This window comes from Dendrosporobacter sp. 1207_IL3150 (genome assembly GCF_036763085.1).
Lineage (GTDB): Bacteria > Bacillota > Negativicutes > DSM-1736 > Dendrosporobacteraceae > JBAIYU01.
Genome location: NZ_JBAIYU010000014.1, coordinates 38,395 through 53,641 on the forward strand (window position 1 = coordinate 38,395; position 15,247 = coordinate 53,641).

Annotated in this window: 18 protein-coding genes and 1 other RNA gene; all 19 read left to right on the forward strand. The window is 38.7% G+C overall.

Annotated features, from left to right (window positions below; translation table 11 throughout):
* Window positions 1-87: 87 nt before the first annotated feature.
* The 19 genes from ssrS (at window position 88) to V6C17_RS08430 (ending at window position 15,217) form a co-directional block, all read left to right on the forward strand.
* A non-coding RNA gene (ssrS, locus tag V6C17_RS08340) (6S RNA) lies at window positions 88-260 on the forward strand.
* A 165-nt stretch (window positions 261-425) separates the two neighbouring features.
* Window positions 426-1,745, forward strand: a complete 1,320-nt coding sequence (locus V6C17_RS08345) for a replication-associated recombination protein A (protein WP_333522115.1) — start codon at window positions 426-428, stop codon at window positions 1,743-1,745.
* A 152-nt stretch (window positions 1,746-1,897) separates the two neighbouring features.
* The gene (locus tag V6C17_RS08350) at window positions 1,898-2,332 is read left to right on the forward strand and encodes an RrF2 family transcriptional regulator (RefSeq protein ID WP_333522116.1); all 435 of its coding nucleotides are present in this window, start codon (window positions 1,898-1,900) and stop codon (window positions 2,330-2,332) included.
* 2 nt (window positions 2,333-2,334) lie between these two features.
* The gene (nifS, locus tag V6C17_RS08355) at window positions 2,335-3,540 is read left to right on the forward strand and encodes a cysteine desulfurase NifS (RefSeq protein WP_333522117.1); all 1,206 of its coding nucleotides are present in this window, start codon (window positions 2,335-2,337) and stop codon (window positions 3,538-3,540) included.
* Window positions 3,541-3,559: 19 nt separating this feature from the next.
* Window positions 3,560-3,934, forward strand: coding sequence for a Fe-S cluster assembly scaffold protein NifU (gene nifU / locus V6C17_RS08360; RefSeq protein WP_333522118.1), 375 nt, complete (start codon window positions 3,560-3,562; stop codon window positions 3,932-3,934).
* A 7-nt stretch (window positions 3,935-3,941) separates the two neighbouring features.
* Window positions 3,942-5,036: a tRNA 2-thiouridine(34) synthase MnmA gene (gene mnmA / locus V6C17_RS08365; RefSeq protein ID WP_333522119.1), complete on the forward strand. Its 1,095-nt coding sequence runs from the start codon at window positions 3,942-3,944 to the stop codon at window positions 5,034-5,036.
* A gap of 93 nt (window positions 5,037-5,129) precedes the next feature.
* A complete protein-coding gene (locus V6C17_RS08370) occupies window positions 5,130-5,645 on the forward strand; it encodes a PRC-barrel domain-containing protein (protein ID WP_333522120.1) in 516 nt (171 codons plus the stop codon).
* Window positions 5,646-5,661: 16 nt separating this feature from the next.
* Window positions 5,662-5,847 carry a hypothetical protein gene (locus tag V6C17_RS08375; protein ID WP_333522121.1) on the forward strand — a complete coding sequence of 62 codons (186 nt, stop codon included), beginning with the start codon at window positions 5,662-5,664 and terminating at the stop codon, window positions 5,845-5,847.
* Between the two features lie 26 nt (window positions 5,848-5,873).
* A complete protein-coding gene (locus V6C17_RS08380; RefSeq protein ID WP_333522122.1) occupies window positions 5,874-6,080 on the forward strand; it encodes a hypothetical protein in 207 nt (68 codons plus the stop codon).
* A gap of 82 nt (window positions 6,081-6,162) precedes the next feature.
* The gene (locus tag V6C17_RS08385) at window positions 6,163-7,191 is read left to right on the forward strand and encodes an AI-2E family transporter (protein WP_333522123.1); all 1,029 of its coding nucleotides are present in this window, start codon (window positions 6,163-6,165) and stop codon (window positions 7,189-7,191) included.
* A gap of 80 nt (window positions 7,192-7,271) precedes the next feature.
* Window positions 7,272-9,890 (forward strand): alanine--tRNA ligase, encoded by a 2,619-nt coding sequence (gene alaS / locus V6C17_RS08390; protein ID WP_333522124.1) that lies wholly within the window; start codon window positions 7,272-7,274, stop codon window positions 9,888-9,890.
* 132 nt (window positions 9,891-10,022) lie between these two features.
* Window positions 10,023-10,277, forward strand: coding sequence for an IreB family regulatory phosphoprotein (locus tag V6C17_RS08395; RefSeq protein WP_333522125.1), 255 nt, complete (start codon window positions 10,023-10,025; stop codon window positions 10,275-10,277).
* A gap of 16 nt (window positions 10,278-10,293) precedes the next feature.
* Entirely contained in the window at window positions 10,294-11,226 is a 933-nt protein-coding gene (locus V6C17_RS08400) for an aldo/keto reductase (protein ID WP_333522126.1), read from the forward strand.
* 33 nt (window positions 11,227-11,259) lie between these two features.
* Window positions 11,260-11,679, forward strand: coding sequence for a Holliday junction resolvase RuvX (gene ruvX, locus V6C17_RS08405; protein WP_333522127.1), 420 nt, complete (start codon window positions 11,260-11,262; stop codon window positions 11,677-11,679).
* A gap of 63 nt (window positions 11,680-11,742) precedes the next feature.
* Window positions 11,743-12,069, forward strand: coding sequence for a DUF1292 domain-containing protein (locus tag V6C17_RS08410; protein WP_333522128.1), 327 nt, complete (start codon window positions 11,743-11,745; stop codon window positions 12,067-12,069).
* A gap of 95 nt (window positions 12,070-12,164) precedes the next feature.
* The gene (mltG, locus tag V6C17_RS08415) at window positions 12,165-13,169 is read left to right on the forward strand and encodes an endolytic transglycosylase MltG (RefSeq protein WP_333522129.1); all 1,005 of its coding nucleotides are present in this window, start codon (window positions 12,165-12,167) and stop codon (window positions 13,167-13,169) included.
* Window positions 13,169-13,780, forward strand: a complete 612-nt coding sequence (locus V6C17_RS08420) for an O-methyltransferase (RefSeq protein WP_333522130.1) — start codon at window positions 13,169-13,171, stop codon at window positions 13,778-13,780. The genes mltG and V6C17_RS08420 overlap by 1 nt, the downstream gene beginning before the upstream one ends.
* On the forward strand, window positions 13,773-14,993 hold the full coding sequence (locus tag V6C17_RS08425) for a peptidase U32 family protein (protein WP_333522131.1): 1,221 nt from the start codon (window positions 13,773-13,775) through the stop codon (window positions 14,991-14,993). Before V6C17_RS08420 ends, V6C17_RS08425 begins: the two co-directional genes overlap by 8 nt.
* On the forward strand, window positions 14,993-15,217 hold the full coding sequence (locus tag V6C17_RS08430) for a DUF4911 domain-containing protein (RefSeq protein ID WP_333522132.1): 225 nt from the start codon (window positions 14,993-14,995) through the stop codon (window positions 15,215-15,217). The genes V6C17_RS08425 and V6C17_RS08430 overlap by 1 nt, the downstream gene beginning before the upstream one ends.
* Window positions 15,218-15,247: the final 30 nt, after the last annotated feature.

The following is a 15,247-nucleotide window of genomic DNA, read 5'->3' on the forward strand; positions in this document are numbered from 1 at the left end:
AAAGTAAGTGGAACAATATTCCAACGAGTCTTCACTTGCATTTGACTGATTTATCTGATAATATAAAACATGTAAAAATACTTGGTTTCAACCCTGCTGTGTGCGTGTGATATTAGTGTTTTGAGCCAACACTTAATAAAGGGAGCCTGGACTCTGTTTATGGCGAGTATGCCCATAAGGGAAACCCACGAGTAAACAGGAGGGCACCCACCTGCTGAGGCAGGTTCAAAACACTAGTGTTACGGCATGATGGGGAAAACATAATACAATGAAAAAACACTAACTTTTAAAGTTGGTGTTTTTTTATTGGGATAAGGAATTTATTTGATAAACTAAATAAGAAAATATTTTTACTACCAGGATTTTAATAGTTAATCTCGAAATATGATGTTTGGTATTTTTTCGCATAACAAGAGGGTGATAAGGTGGATCTATTTTCATATGCCAGCCAGTCAGTTGTTGACAAAAGCGCTCCATTGGCGAAGAGGATGCGTCCGAAAACTCTGGAGGACTACGTTGGACAAGAGGATATTACCGGTTCGGGGATGTTTTTACGCCGAATGATCGATGCAGATAGAGTCCCTTCCATGATTCTATTTGGTCCACCAGGGACGGGAAAAACAACTTTAGCTGAAATAATTGCTAATACTACTAACAGTCATTTTGAGAAGCTTAATGCTGTAGCTGCCGGTATTGCAGACGTCCGTAAGGTAGTTGATGCTGCAAAGGAACGTATCAGGATAGAGCAGCGCAGAACTATTCTCTTTATAGATGAAATACATAGGTTTAATAAAAGCCAACAGGATGTCTTATTGCCTTATGTGGAAGATGGCAGAGTTACTTTAATAGGAGCAACCACTGAGAACCCCTATTTCTCTGTAAATTCACCGCTGCTTTCAAGAATGAGAGTAATTCGTTTAAATTCCCTTAGTTTAGGAGCAATAACAAAAATTCTTAAAAGGGCTTTGGTGGATTGTGAAAATGGCCTAGGTTTGACGACTCTGTCATATGACGATGAAATTTTTGAAAGTATATATATAGCTGCAAATGGCGATGCAAGAATTGCGCTGAATATTTTTGAGCAATGCGCGGCGATGGTCAGTGGTACAGCCATTCCGAAAATTACGCTTGAAGTTATTAATCTAATTGTCGGCGAGCGAATGCAGCGCTATGATAAACAAGGCGATAATCATTATGACGTTATTTCGGCGTTTATAAAAAGTATGCGTGGATCAGATCCTGATGCAGCACTGCATTATTTAGCTCGTATGCTTGCTGCCGGTGAAGATATAAATTTTATTGCGAGACGTATAGTTATATGTGCGGCAGAGGATGTAGGAAACGCAGATCCACAAGCTTTGATTCTTGCGATGTCAGCAGCAAGTGCAGTGCAATTTCTCGGTATGCCTGAAGCTAGAATACCTTTAGCCCAAGCCGTAACCTATATTTCAGCGGCTCCTAAAAGTAACGCCGCATACATAGGGATAAATACCGCTTTGTCAGATATAAAGCATAAGGATTGCGGCGTAATCCCGCCTCATTTGCGTGATGCACACTATCAAGGTTCAGCGAGTCTTGGAAATGGTATAAATTATTCATACCCGCATGATTTCGAAGGAAGTTTTATTAATCAGGATTATCTTCCAACTAAAATAAAAGGAGCCGTTTATTATCGGCCTACAGAGAATGGTTTGGAAGACAAGATAAAAGATCGGCTTAAAGCATTATGGTCACAGCGATATTGATCTTTTAAAAGTATAACAGCAAGCATAATATATTGCGTAATATCTAAAAATAAAGAGTGTGATATAAATCTTTGACATTGAAATTATTTTCTGCTATATTTTAATTACAAGAAAACCTATCATTTTACTCGGATAAAGTGGGAGAGATTTCAGTGAAACTTTCAACAAAAGGGCGATATGGTGTTGCAGCAATGTATGATTTAGCATTGCATTACGGACAAGGTCCAATATCGTTGAAAAGTGTAGCCCAAAGGCAAGGTATTTCGGAGCATTACTTAGAACAACTGATGGGTGCCCTTCGTAAGGCCGGTTATGTAAAAAGCATTCGCGGCTCGCAAGGAGGTTATACTTTAACGAAAGATCCAACCCAAATTACGGTTGGTGATATAATAACAATTATGGAAGGACCGATAGCCCCTGTAGACTGTGTGCTCACTGATGAAGCTGAAAATACCTATTGCGAGCGAGCTGGTGCTTGTGTAACGCGAGGCGTTTGGGCAAAAGTTCGTGATAGTATAAATAATGTACTTGATTCGATTTCTCTCGCTGATTTATGCCGTGAAGATAAAAAACAAGGAGATGAGTAACAATGAAACGAATTTATTTCGATCACTCAGCTACAACACCTGTCGATGAGGAAGTAGCAAAACTCATGCTTGAGTATATGACTGAAAAGTTTGGCAACCCTTCTAGTATTCATTCTTTTGGACGAGAAGTACGCAAGGCTATCGACGAAGCTAGAGGTCACGTAGCAGCTTTACTTGGTGCTAATCCCAATGAAATATTTTTCACTAGCGGAGGCACAGAAGCTGACAATCTGGCATTAAAAGGTGTCGCACTGGCAAATCGTAAAAAAGGTAATCATATTATTACTACTGCAATTGAACATCATGCCATTTTGCATACTTGTGAGTACTTGGAGAAACAAGGTTTTACTATTACTTATTTGCCTGTTGACGAACATGCTAGAGTAAGTGTTGAAGATGTTCGCAATGCGATTACAGATAAGACTATTTTGATTAGTATAATGTTTGCCAATAATGAAGTTGGAACCATTCAGCCAATCAAAGAGATTGGCGAAATTGCAAAAGAAAAGGGCATATATTTCCATACAGACGCTGTTCAGGCAGTAGGAAACTGTCCGATAAATGTTAAGGAATTAAATATTGATTTACTTACTTTATCTGGTCATAAATTCCATGGACCTAAGGGCATTGGAGCTCTTTATGCAAGGCGCGGTGTACGACTAGAAGCACTCCAACAGGGTGGCGGTCAAGAAAGAACTTTGAGACCTGGTACCGAAAATGTTCCTGGAATTGTTGGCTTGGGTAAGGCTGCTGAAATTGCGAAGCGTGATATGGAGAAGAAAATTGCCCATGTTGAAGCTTTGAAAAATAAACTTATTGCTGGAATTACGGAAAAGATTTCAGATATTAAATTAAATGGACACCCAACATTAAGAATGCCTGGTAATGTTAATTTTAGTTTTAGGTATGTAGAGGGAGAGTCTCTACTCCTAAACCTCGATTTAAAAGGAATTGCGGCATCAAGCGGATCTGCCTGTACTTCGGGTTCACTTGATCCATCCCACGTACTTCTTGCAATGGGACTTACTCATGAAGTTGCCCATGGATCATTAAGAATAAGTTTGGGACGCGGGAATACAGAAGAAGATATTGATTACTGTCTGACTGTGTTACCAGAAATAATTGAACGTCTGCGCAGTATGTCTCCGTTAAGCGGGTCGAGCACTATGGCGGAGAGTAATCCGTGCAGTCACTGTCATAAGCATTAATTGAGAGGGGATTTTAATTATGTATACTGATAAGGTTATGGATCATTTTACCAATCCTCGTAATGTTGGCGAAATTAAAGAAGCCAATGGTGTGGGCGAAGTTGGAAATGCAAAATGCGGCGATATTATGAGAATATACTTACAGGTAGAAGACGATATTATTAAAGATGTTAGATTTAAAACATTTGGCTGTGGTGCAGCAATCGCTACAAGCAGCATGGTCACCGAATTAGTAAAAGGGAAAAACTTAGATGAAGCCCTCCAAATTTCAAATCAAGCGGTGGCTGATGCATTAGGCGGTTTACCTCCAGCCAAAATGCACTGTTCCAACCTAGCTGCTGACGCATTGCATGAGGCAATTAAAGATTATATAAGAAAAAAAGAAGGAAAGTGATTTGATCATGTGCGCTAAACCCAGAGTGGTTGTAGCCATGAGCGGAGGGGTGGACAGTTCTTTAACTGCCGCCCTTCTTGTGCGTGAGGGCTATGATGTTATTGGAGTAACAATGCAGATTTGGGATAATACTGCGGAAAATGACAATCCCGAAGACCGAGGTTGCTGTTCATTATCAGCAGTTGACGACGCACGCCGTGTTGCTGAAAAAATTGGTATACCTTATTACGTGCTTAATTTTAGGCAGATGTTTAATGAGACAGTCGTTGATTATTTTATCGCTGAATATTCTAAAGGACAAACCCCGAATCCTTGCATAGCATGTAATCGCTATGTAAAGTTTGAAGGACTTCTGCAAAAATCATTAGGGCTAGGGGCTCAATATGTAGCTACTGGACACTATGCCCGTATTGAATATAGCAATGAACACGGACGATATCTTCTGCGTAAAGGTCTTGATACCTCAAAAGATCAATCTTATGCTTTGTACCATTTAAATCAGACAACGCTTAAACACTTTATGATGCCTTTAGGAGTTTATACTAAAGTTCAAACTAGAGCGATGGCTGCTGAACTTGGTTTAGCTGTTGCCAATAAGCCGGATAGTCAGGAAATTTGTTTTGTACCAGATGATGATTATAAGAGTTTCTTAGAGACTAGAGCTCCTAAAGCACTAAAACCTGGCAATATTGTTGATGTAAGCGGAAAAATTTTGGGTCGCCATAAAGGACTTCCCTTATATACAGTAGGGCAGCGTAAAGGTCTTGGTATAGCTGCTGGCCAGCCTATGTATGTTGTTGCTCTTAATCCTGAAACTAATACTTTAATTGTTGGTGCAAACAACGAAGTTTTTGGTACTGAACTCATAGCCGACGATCTTAATTTCATAACTATCGATCAGCTAACCGAGCCTTTAACAGTAGCAGCTAAAATACGTTATAGTGCTAAGGAATCAGAAGCTGTCATAACACCCCTAAAAAATGGACAAGTTCATGTTCAGTTTAGTGAGCCTCAGAGGGCAATAACACCTGGACAGTCAGTTGTTTTTTATCATGATGATATTGTGGTCGGCGGTGGGATAATAAAAAAAGCTATAAAATAATTATGATGGTGTGTTATTCATTTGAAAAATCATCATAATAAAATGCGTCTATTCTGGGAATAAATAATACTACAATCTGCTTGGAGGCCTAATATGCAAAAAATCAGAGATTTACTGGGCCTGCCAGTGCTGGAGATTGAAAATGGCACACAGATTGGCGAGGTTCAAGAAGTGATCATTGATATTGATCAGGCATCTGTGCGAGGTATTATTTTATCAAACGCAAATTGGTTCACGAACGAACAAGGCATTGAATTTAAAAATCTACACAGCATAGGTCGCGATGCAGTTATGGTTCGTACTCAAGACGTCATACAGGAAGCTAGTTTATTCTCAGCATCAGATAATAAGGTGTATCATTTGGGTGAGCTATTAGATAAGCATATTATTACCGAGTCAGGACTTCAAATAGGGATTCTGGCGGACATGATATTTGAGCCCACAACTGGTGAGATAAAAGCCTATAACATATCTGATGGGGTAATTACTGACTTACTATATGGACGAATGAGTTTGCCATTACCGCAGGCCCAAATTGTTGGACAAGACAAAGTCATAGTTCCAGAATCAATGGCCAAACTTCTTCATACCGAAGCAGAGTTATCATAGTTTAAGGTGGGAGCATATGTTGACTTGTCCTGTATGTGGTGAACGCGGAATTGGCAAAGTTGGAGTAGAACAGTATTACTGTTGGGAATGCTGTGTGGAATTTGTGATGAAAGGTCAGGATATAAAGATCTATAATGTTCTGGATGATGGAACACTGAGTATCTATCCTGAGCCTTTACAAACTGCTATGATCCAAGAATAAGGCAAAATAAAAAAAGGGGTGACATGATGCGCAGATTTATACAAGGGTTACTTTGGGGTGGAGTTGTAGGAACTGTACTAGGTGCCATCATAGGTCCCATGTCCAAAACACAGCAAGAACCAGTTAAAAAACCATTATCTGAACGCAGTGCGGAAGCAGTCGTCTCAACAACTGAAGGATTAATGAGGGAAGCTCGCCGTGCTCGCCGGCGCTTGATGAAAAAACTGGATTAATAATTGAGAGACCTTCAAGGTCTCCTTTTTTTGCAGCAAATATTGCTAGGTTATTTATTAGCTTGCTATTTGAGGTGTTTAAGTGACGATTACTAAAAAACATGTCAGAATTTCGATGATCGCAATATTTATAATTAGCGCAGCTTACTTTATATGGGTTGTACGAAGCGGACTTTATCCTTTTATTATTGGGCTATTCTTAGCTTATCTCTTAAATCCTATAGTCTGCTATCTTGAAAAAACTAAAGGTATTAGGAGAATTTGGGCAATTGTTTTAGTATATTTTATTTTATTTAGTATCTTAATAGGCGGCGGAAGTCAATTCATCCCTTTACTAGTTCATGAATTGGAGAATTTCGGTAATGAATTACCGCAAATGGCTAACAAAGTAGAAGAATTAATACAATTAATTCAGAATCAGTATCAAAATTCAGGATTACCACTATCGATGCGAATAGCACTAGATCAGGCGGTTATCAAAATTGAAACTGAGATGCAGGTTTTCGTAGCTGAAGTAGCCCAAGGCATAGTTAATATGTTAAGTCATATAATTGGACTTGCTATTAGTCCAGTCTTGGCGTTTTATTTACTACATGACTGGTATGCTATAAAAGAGGAATTACTTTCAATTCTGCCAGGGCGATGGCGACCAGAGGTTATTTCAACATTTAAAGATATAAACAAGGTGCTAAGTGGTGTAATTCGCGGTCAAATATTAATTGCCGTTATTGTAGGAATATTGGTCAGTATCGGACTGTACCTATTAGACTTAAGATATGCGCTGCTAATTGGACTATTAGCTGGTATTTTAGATATTATTCCCTATTTCGGTGCAGTAATTGGTGCTGCTCCTGCAGTTGCGATGGCATTACTTTACTCGCCTTTGCTTGCGCTTAAAGTTTCAGTATTATTTCTCCTGGTTCATCAGCTTGAAGGAACAATAATTCAGCCAAAGATACTTGGTGAAAGTGTCGGACTTCATCCAATTTCGGTTATATTTTTTGTTTTTATCGGTGGGGAATTAGGCGGACTGTTAGGTATGTTAATAGGAGTTCCGCTAGCAGCAATTGCGAAAGTCTTAATCCGCCACTTAATTAAGGTATTAGTATAATCGCCAATTATTGACATTCAAAGATAATTTATGTATAATGCACAAATGAATGGCTTAAACCGTAACGGAGGTTGATAACTTTGATTTATATGTCCGGAAACCAATTACGTCAAAAATTTCTGGATTTTTTTGCCAGTAAAAATCATCTAATTTTACCAAGTTATTCACTGGTTCCTGAAAACGACCCAACACTACTTATGATTGGTGCCGGTATGGCTCCATTTAAGCCTTTTTTCACCGGAAAGCTTAAACCGCCGCATCCGCGAATTTCTACAAGCCAAAAATGTGTTAGAACTGGTGATATTGAAAACGTCGGCAGAACAGCACGTCATCATACATTTTTTGAAATGCTCGGTAACTTCTCTTTTGGTGACTATTTTAAAAGGGAAGCCATTACGTGGGCTTGGGAGTTTATAACAGTACATTTAGAAATACCAGTAGAAAAATTATGGGTAACTACATACCCGACTGATGATGAAGCTTTTGAAATTTGGGAAAAGGAAATTGGTGTATCGCCTAGCCGAATCATCAAAATGGAAGATAATTTCTGGGAAATTGGACCTGGACCTTGCGGCCCTTGCTCTGAGATTTATGTTGATTTGGGGGAAGAGCGCGGCTGCGGTTCACCTGACTGTGCGATTGGCTGTGATTGTGATAGATATTTAGAAATATGGAATTTAGTCTTTACTCAATTTGATAGAGATGAAGAGGGAAATTATAAGCCTCTGGAAAAGAAAAATATTGATACTGGTGCTGGCCTTGAAAGAATTGCATCAGTACTTCAGAATAAAAAATCAAATTTTGAAACTGATTTGCTATTCCCTATAATTGAATATGCTGCAAGCATCTCAGGCGTAGGCTACGGTAATAGTTCAAACTCTGACGTTTCAATGAAAGTAATTGCCGATCATGCGAGAAGCATGACTGTTATGATTTCTGATGGAATTTTGCCCTCTAATGAAGGCAGAGGATATGTTCTGCGCCGAATTATTCGTAGAGCAATTCGCCATGGTAGATTATTGGGGATCGAGAAAACATTTCTTGTTAATGCAGTTGATGTTGTAGTGAATATGTTTGCCGAACCTTACCCAGAATTACAACAGAAAAAAGAGTACATAAGAAAAGTTGTGCAACTTGAAGAGGAAAGATTCCAAGCAACTCTTGCCCAAGGAATCGAACTGCTTAATAAGCATATAAAAGAACTTGAACAGAATAATCAAAAAATATTATCCGGTGCATCAGCATTTAAATTATATGATACATTTGGTTTCCCTTGGGAACTTACTGCTGAGATACTGTCGGAATATGGCATGGAATTGGATAAGCTCTCATTTGACCAGGCGATGAATGAACAGCGCGAACGAGCAAGAGCTGCGCGTCAAGAAAACGAGCGTGTTTCTATTCCTGATTTGACTGGATTGGAGACCGAAAACTTAGTTTATAATACTAAAACAGAAAAGGCTTCGGTCATCCGTATGTGGAAGGGCGGCCAATTAGTTGATGAAGCCCATGATGGAGAAGAGGCTTCAGTCATTTTTGATGCTACAGCTTTTTATGCTGAAGGCGGCGGTCAAGTCGGAGACAGTGGTTTGGTAGAAGGACCACTAGGCAAAATGTCAATCACGTCTGCTAAAAAATTGCCTAATGGTACTATTTATCACATTGGATATATTGAAGAAGGTATTATAAAGGTTGGCGACACGGTCAAATTAGCGGTAGACACTGGTAGACGAATTGCAACAGCACGTAATCATACAGCAACACATTTGCTTCATTCTGCCATGAAAAATGTTCTTGGTTCACATGTTAATCAGGCTGGTTCTTCTGTTGGTCCAGATAGACTGCGATTCGATTTTTCGCATTTTACCCCTGTTACCGATGAGCAACTGCTTGAAATAGAAGAATATGTTAATAATATAATCTTTGAAAGCATTCCAGTAAATATTATGGAAGTGAGCCAAGATGAAGCGAAAAAAATAGGTGCGACCGCATTATTTGGTGAGAAGTACGGCGAAATTGTTCGTGTAGTATGTGTTGACGAGTGCAGTAAAGAATTATGTGGCGGCACACATGTAGCTAATACTGCTGAGATTGGCTTATTTAAAATCATAAGTGAGTCAGGAGTAGCTTCAGGAGTTAGACGTATAGAGGCAGTAACAGGTCGTGGCGCAATAAACTATTTAAATAACCGCGAAAAATTGCTAATAGATGCTGCAGATGCGATTAAAACTCGTCCTGAAGAAATCGTCAGTCGCGTTGAAAGTCTACTAAATAATGTTAAAGAATTAGAGTTAAGCCTAAATGAATCTAATGCAAAACTTGCAAAAATCGAAGTACAGAAGCTATTTGATACTTTGCAGGTCGTAAATGGTGTACAAGTGATTACTGGTGTAGTGAGCTCTGGCGACATGGATTCATTAAGGGCAGCAGCCGACCTTGTAAGGGATAAATTTGAATGCGGCGTTGTAGTTCTAGCTGCTGCATCTGGTAGTGATAAAGTGAATTTTGTTGCTATGGCCACAAAACAAGCTGTTGCGAAAGGGATTCACTCAGGAAATATTGTGAAAGAGGCAGCTAAGGTAGCTGGCGGCGGCGGCGGCGGTCGACCTGACATGGCGCAAGCTGGCGGTAAAAATCCTAGTGCTATTAATCAAGCACTCAGTGCTGCTTTTGATGTTATTACAAACCAAATAAAATAAACACTCAAATGGTATTTAGGGGTGGGCATAGGCTCACCCCTAAATATAATAAAAATTTAATAGGAAAAAAATAGTCTAAGAAGAATATAATGGTATAAAAGAGTTAATAATATGGTGGGAGGAGGATGTTCAATGCCCAATTTAGAAGAAACAATGATGTTTAAAGTTGAGAATGAAGATACTAACGATGCGGCTGTTATAATAGGCAAGGTGTGCCAGTCATTACGCGAAAAAGGGTATAATCCTATTAGTCAACTGGTAGGTTACCTCTTATCTGGTGATCCTACTTACATTACAAGCCATAATAATGCTCGTGGTATAATACGCAAGCTTGAGCGCGATGAATTATTAGAAGAATTGGTACGTGCGTATTTAAAAAATAAATAAAATGAAATATGCAATATTGGGAAAGTCTCAGTTAAAGGTTTCAAAATTATGCTTTGGTGCACTAACTATCGGGTGCCTTCAAGCAAATTTACCCTTGCAGGATGGAGCAGCTGTTATCGAAGAAGCTCTTGACGCAGGGGTTAATTTTATTGATACAGCCGAGTTATATCAAACTTATGGATATATTAAAGAAGCGATAAAGCACCGTAAGAATGAGGTAATAGTATCTTCGAAATCGTATGCATATACTTATGAAGATATGAAAAATAGCGTTGAGAATGCTTGTAAACAGATAGATCGCGACTATATTGATATATTTATGCTTCATGAGCAGACGTCTAGATTAACCTTAAAGGGACATTGGGAAGCTTTAGAATATTTATTTGAAGCAAAAGAAAAAGGCATGATACGAGCAATTGGTGTTTCAACTCATACTATCGAAGTTGTACGCGTTGTTTCTTTAATTGACGAAATAGATGTAATACATCCTATACTTAATATGCGGGGAATTGGCATTTGCGATGGGGCGGTTGAACAAATGCTTGAGGCTATAAATTTTGCCGCAAGTATGGACAAGGGTATATATACAATGAAAGCTCTAGGGGGCGGGCACTTAAGTTCAGTTTCACTGGAAGCTTTTAACTGGGTACTAAACCAGACTGGCATAGCCTCAGTTGCTGTCGGCATGCAAACTCGCGAAGAAGCTAAGTTGAACTGTAAAATTTTCAGCGGATTGGAATATAGTGAAGATCTTCTCCAGAAAGTAGCGCAGAAGAAGCGTAAGCTCCTGATTGAAGATTGGTGTTTAGGCTGTGGTCAGTGTGCTCAAAAATGTCCTATGGGAGCATTAGGCATAGAGAATGGAAAAGCTGTTCAAATTAATGAAAAATGCGCTCTGTGCGGTTACTGCGGGGCATATTGTCCAGAGTTTTGTATAAAAATAATATAATCATAAATTCAGTAGTAATATTTTGGAGGAATAATGCGTATACTAGCACTTGATGTCGGGGATAGAACAATTGGTGTAGCAGTAAGTGATGAATTATTATTTACCGCTCAAGGTGTCGAGGTAATAAGACGAACAAGTTTGGAAAAAGATTTTACAAGACTTCAGCAAATTGTTTCACAATATGATGTAAAAACAATTTTAGTTGGTTTACCAAAAAACATGAATGGTACAATCGGGCCGCGTGGTGAATTAGTACAGCAATTTGTCACTGAATTAACTTCAGCAATCAATAATATTGAAGTTAAATTGTGGGACGAGCGACTTTCAACGGTTGCAGCAGAGAAATCGTTAATTGCGGCTGATGTCAGCAGAGCTAAGCGCCGACAAGTAATAGACAAAATGGCGGCTGTTTTTATTCTGCAAGGCTATCTAGATAGTCTTCCACGCCAATAACTTCCTTGACAGTAAAAGTTTTCTAGGATAAAATTACAGTACACTAATTATGAGGTGAAAAAGATGGCTGATAATGAAAAAGATAACATCGAAGAAATGGACGAAGATCTTGTTGTTGTCATGACTGACGAAGAAGGTAATGAATATTACTATCGTGAGGAACTAATCATTCCTATCGGGGAAAAACGTTTTGCCATTCTAGTGTCAATTGACGATGCAGATTGCGGTTGTGGCTGTGAAGCTGGAGCTGAAGAAGATGTGTTCATTGCTCGTATTGATACTGATGAAAACGGCGAAGAAGTTTACTTAGATCCTACCGACGAAGAGTTTGAACAAGTTCGCGAGGCTTACGAAGAATTAATGGAAGACGAAGAAGATGAAGCCGAATAGGCTTCATTTTTTTTGTCTTTTTGTGTATAATAGAGAAACGAAATTAACACATTATTGTAAACAGTATTACGGTAGTGGCAAGAGAGGTGATTTAAATGATGCACCAAAAGGGTAGTGTTAGGTTTGTTATTGCAATAAGTTTGATAATAATATTGCTTGGAAGCTTTGTGTATGGTATGGCTAAACCTGTTAATTCAGCTTCTAGCGACATAACCTATGTTTCAGTAAAACCAGGGATGACGGCAGACACGATAGGCAGCTTGCTTTATGAGCAGGGCTTGATAAAGAATGTTCTCGTATTTAGAATTATTGCCAAAATACACGGCTTAGACAACACTTTAAAAGCCGGAGATTACAGCTTTACGAAAAATATGCCTGTTACGGCAATTGTTGAAAAACTTGCACGCGGTGAAGTATCGCTGCGTAAAATAACTATTCCAGAAGGATATACGGTCGATCAAATAGCTAATTTAATAAAAGAAAAGAAGCTCGCTGATCCAGAAAAATTTAAGGAACATGCCAGAAACTTTAAGAACTACCCATATATGGAAGCTAATAAAGACACAATATACCAAGTAGAAGGATTTATATTTCCTGATACCTATGAAATTGCTAATGGAGCATCAGAAGAGCAACTTTTAGCAATGATGGTGGATGAATTTAATAAAAGGTTCACTGATGATATGCGAGAGAAAGCTAACCAACTAGGATTACCGGTTAGAGATGTAATAATCTTAGCATCATTAGTTGAAAAGGAAGCTCGCATCGATAGCGAACGGCCTTTAATTGCTGGCGTCTTTCTAAACCGTCTTAAAAATGATATGCCGCTTCAATCCTGTGCTACTATTCAATATATTTTGGGATATCCTAAGCCGGAACTTACCATTCAAGATACAAAAATCGTTTCACCCTATAACACTTATATCAACATGGGTTTGCCGCCTGGGCCGATTGCTAACCCAGGAACAGCTTCAATTAACGCAGTTCTTAATGCATCCCAAACAGAATATTTATATTTTGTGGCTGATGAAAAAGGGCACCATCATTTCAGCAAAACATATGAAGAACATTTATTAGCTATTGAGCGGGTGCAGAAATAATGGAAATAAACGAAAGTATATTTTCTAAACTGGAAGAGTATGCCGCAAATTTTAATGTTCCAATAATTCATCCCGAAGGGGCTGAAGTGCTTACAAATATTGTTTTAAGCACTAAGCCCCATTCCATACTCGAGATTGGTACGGCAATTGGATATTCAGCCCTGAAAATTGCCCAGTACGCACCTGATAAAGCGAGGATTGTTACGGTAGAATTAGATAAAGAGCGGATTACTGCTGCCAAGCACTTTATTAGTGAAGCCAATGCTGAAGCTGTAATTCAATTAGTCGAGGGCGATGCCGGGGAAGTTGTTAGTAATTTACCTGGGCCTTTTGACTTAGTGTTTATAGATGCTGCAAAAGGGCAGTATCTTGATTATTTTAAAAAGATTGAGAACAAGCTCAATAATAATGCAGTTATTATAGCAGATAATGTTTTGTTTCGAGGTTTAGTTGAAAGTATAGAGGAGCCGCCTCGTAGATACCGAACAATAATAAGACGATTACGTGAATATCTTGAGTACGCTAGAAGCCATCCTAATTTTGAAACAGTACTGCATAGAATTGGTGATGGGATAGCCGTTTCGTACTATAGGGGGTCAGAAAGTGAATAGACCAGAGTTGCTTGCACCGGCCGGTAATCTTGAAAAACTCAAGATGGCTATACTTTATGGCGCAGATGCCGTATTTATGGGCGGCAAAGCATTCGGATTGAGAGCATTTAGTGATAATTTCAGCGATAATGAGCTCAGAGAGGGAATTTCCTATGCCCATAGTTTTAAGAAAAAAGCATATATAACAGTTAACGTTTTTCCGCATAATGATGATTTAACTAATTTACCTGAATATCTGACCTTTTTGCGAGATGCTGGTGCTGATGGGATAATTATCGCCGATTTAGGTGTATATCGAATAGCTCGAGAGGTAGTACCTGACCTTCCGATTCACATTAGTACGCAGGCTAACAATACTAACTGGTCTTCAGTTTTATGCTGGCAGGATTTAGGGGCAAAACGGGTAGTGCTAGCTAGGGAATTATCACTAAATGATATAAATATAATTCGGGCTAAAGTTAATATAGAGCTTGAGGCGTTTGTACACGGTGCAATGTGTATTTCATACTCAGGCAGATGTTTAATGAGTAATTATTTTACCGGCCGTGATGCCAATAGAGGTGAGTGCGCTCAGCCGTGTCGTTGGAAGTACTATATAGTTGAGGAAAAGAGACCTAATCAATATATACCTGTTTTGGAAGATGAAAAAGGAACATACATTTTCAACTCAAAAGATTTATGCCTGCTTCCTCATTTGCCGAAGTTGATCGATAGCGGCTTGAATAGCTTTAAAATCGAAGGCCGTATGAAAAGCGTCCATTATGTTGCAACAGTAGTTAAAGTCTATCGAGAAGCTATTGACAGTTACTTCAAAGATCCGGTTAACTTTGCCGTAAAACCCGAATGGCTGGAAGAGTTAAATAAAGTATCTCACCGTGAATATACAACAGGATTTTATTTTAATAAAACGACACATGAGGATCAAATATATGGTTCTTCTTCGTATAGTCAAACCCATGATTTTATCGGTTTAGTAAAGAGTTATAATCAAGCTGATGGAACTGCCACAATTGAACAGCGCAATAACATGAGAGTGGGTCAATATATTGAAATTATACAACCGCAAGGACCTACATTTACTCAAAAGATTGAGGCTATGTTTGATATTGATGGCAATCCGATCGACGTAGCTCCCCATCCGCAGCAAATTATCACAATTCCAATGGCTCAGCCTATAGAAGCGTACTCTATGCTTCGGAGAAAGGCAGAATAATGATGAATGCTATATATATACGTGTTAACCCTAAGTACGTCCATTATATTAATCGGATCATGGAAGGATATGAATACCTTGGTACGGTTAGCACTATAAATCGAGCAGAAGGTATTGTAATAGTAAGAGTTACCCCTGATACTTTAGCTGATGTGAAAGACATAATTGACAATTTAGACATTCCTTTCGAATACGTTAAGCATGATGAAATAATAAAAAACTAGATATAATGCTTTTAAAAATTCCAAAGAATG

Bases quoted from the DNA above. Each gene is read 5' to 3' on its own strand.
- nifS (WP_333522117.1), top strand. From the start codon at position 2,335: ATGAAACGAATTTATTTCGATCACTCAGCTACAACACCTGTCGATGAG.
- nifU (WP_333522118.1), top strand. From the start codon at position 3,560: ATGTATACTGATAAGGTTATGGATCATTTTACCAATCCTCGTAATGTT.
- mnmA (WP_333522119.1), top strand. From the start codon at position 3,942: ATGTGCGCTAAACCCAGAGTGGTTGTAGCCATGAGCGGAGGGGTGGAC.
- V6C17_RS08370 (WP_333522120.1), top strand. From the start codon at position 5,130: ATGCAAAAAATCAGAGATTTACTGGGCCTGCCAGTGCTGGAGATTGAA.
- V6C17_RS08375 (WP_333522121.1), top strand. From the start codon at position 5,662: ATGTTGACTTGTCCTGTATGTGGTGAACGCGGAATTGGCAAAGTTGGA.
- V6C17_RS08380 (WP_333522122.1), top strand. From the start codon at position 5,874: ATGCGCAGATTTATACAAGGGTTACTTTGGGGTGGAGTTGTAGGAACT.
- V6C17_RS08395 (WP_333522125.1), top strand. From the start codon at position 10,023: ATGCCCAATTTAGAAGAAACAATGATGTTTAAAGTTGAGAATGAAGAT.
- ruvX (WP_333522127.1), top strand. From the start codon at position 11,260: ATGCGTATACTAGCACTTGATGTCGGGGATAGAACAATTGGTGTAGCA.
- V6C17_RS08410 (WP_333522128.1), top strand. From the start codon at position 11,743: ATGGCTGATAATGAAAAAGATAACATCGAAGAAATGGACGAAGATCTT.
- mltG (WP_333522129.1), top strand. From the start codon at position 12,165: ATGATGCACCAAAAGGGTAGTGTTAGGTTTGTTATTGCAATAAGTTTG.
- V6C17_RS08420 (WP_333522130.1), top strand. From the start codon at position 13,169: ATGGAAATAAACGAAAGTATATTTTCTAAACTGGAAGAGTATGCCGCA.
- V6C17_RS08430 (WP_333522132.1), top strand. From the start codon at position 14,993: ATGATGAATGCTATATATATACGTGTTAACCCTAAGTACGTCCATTAT.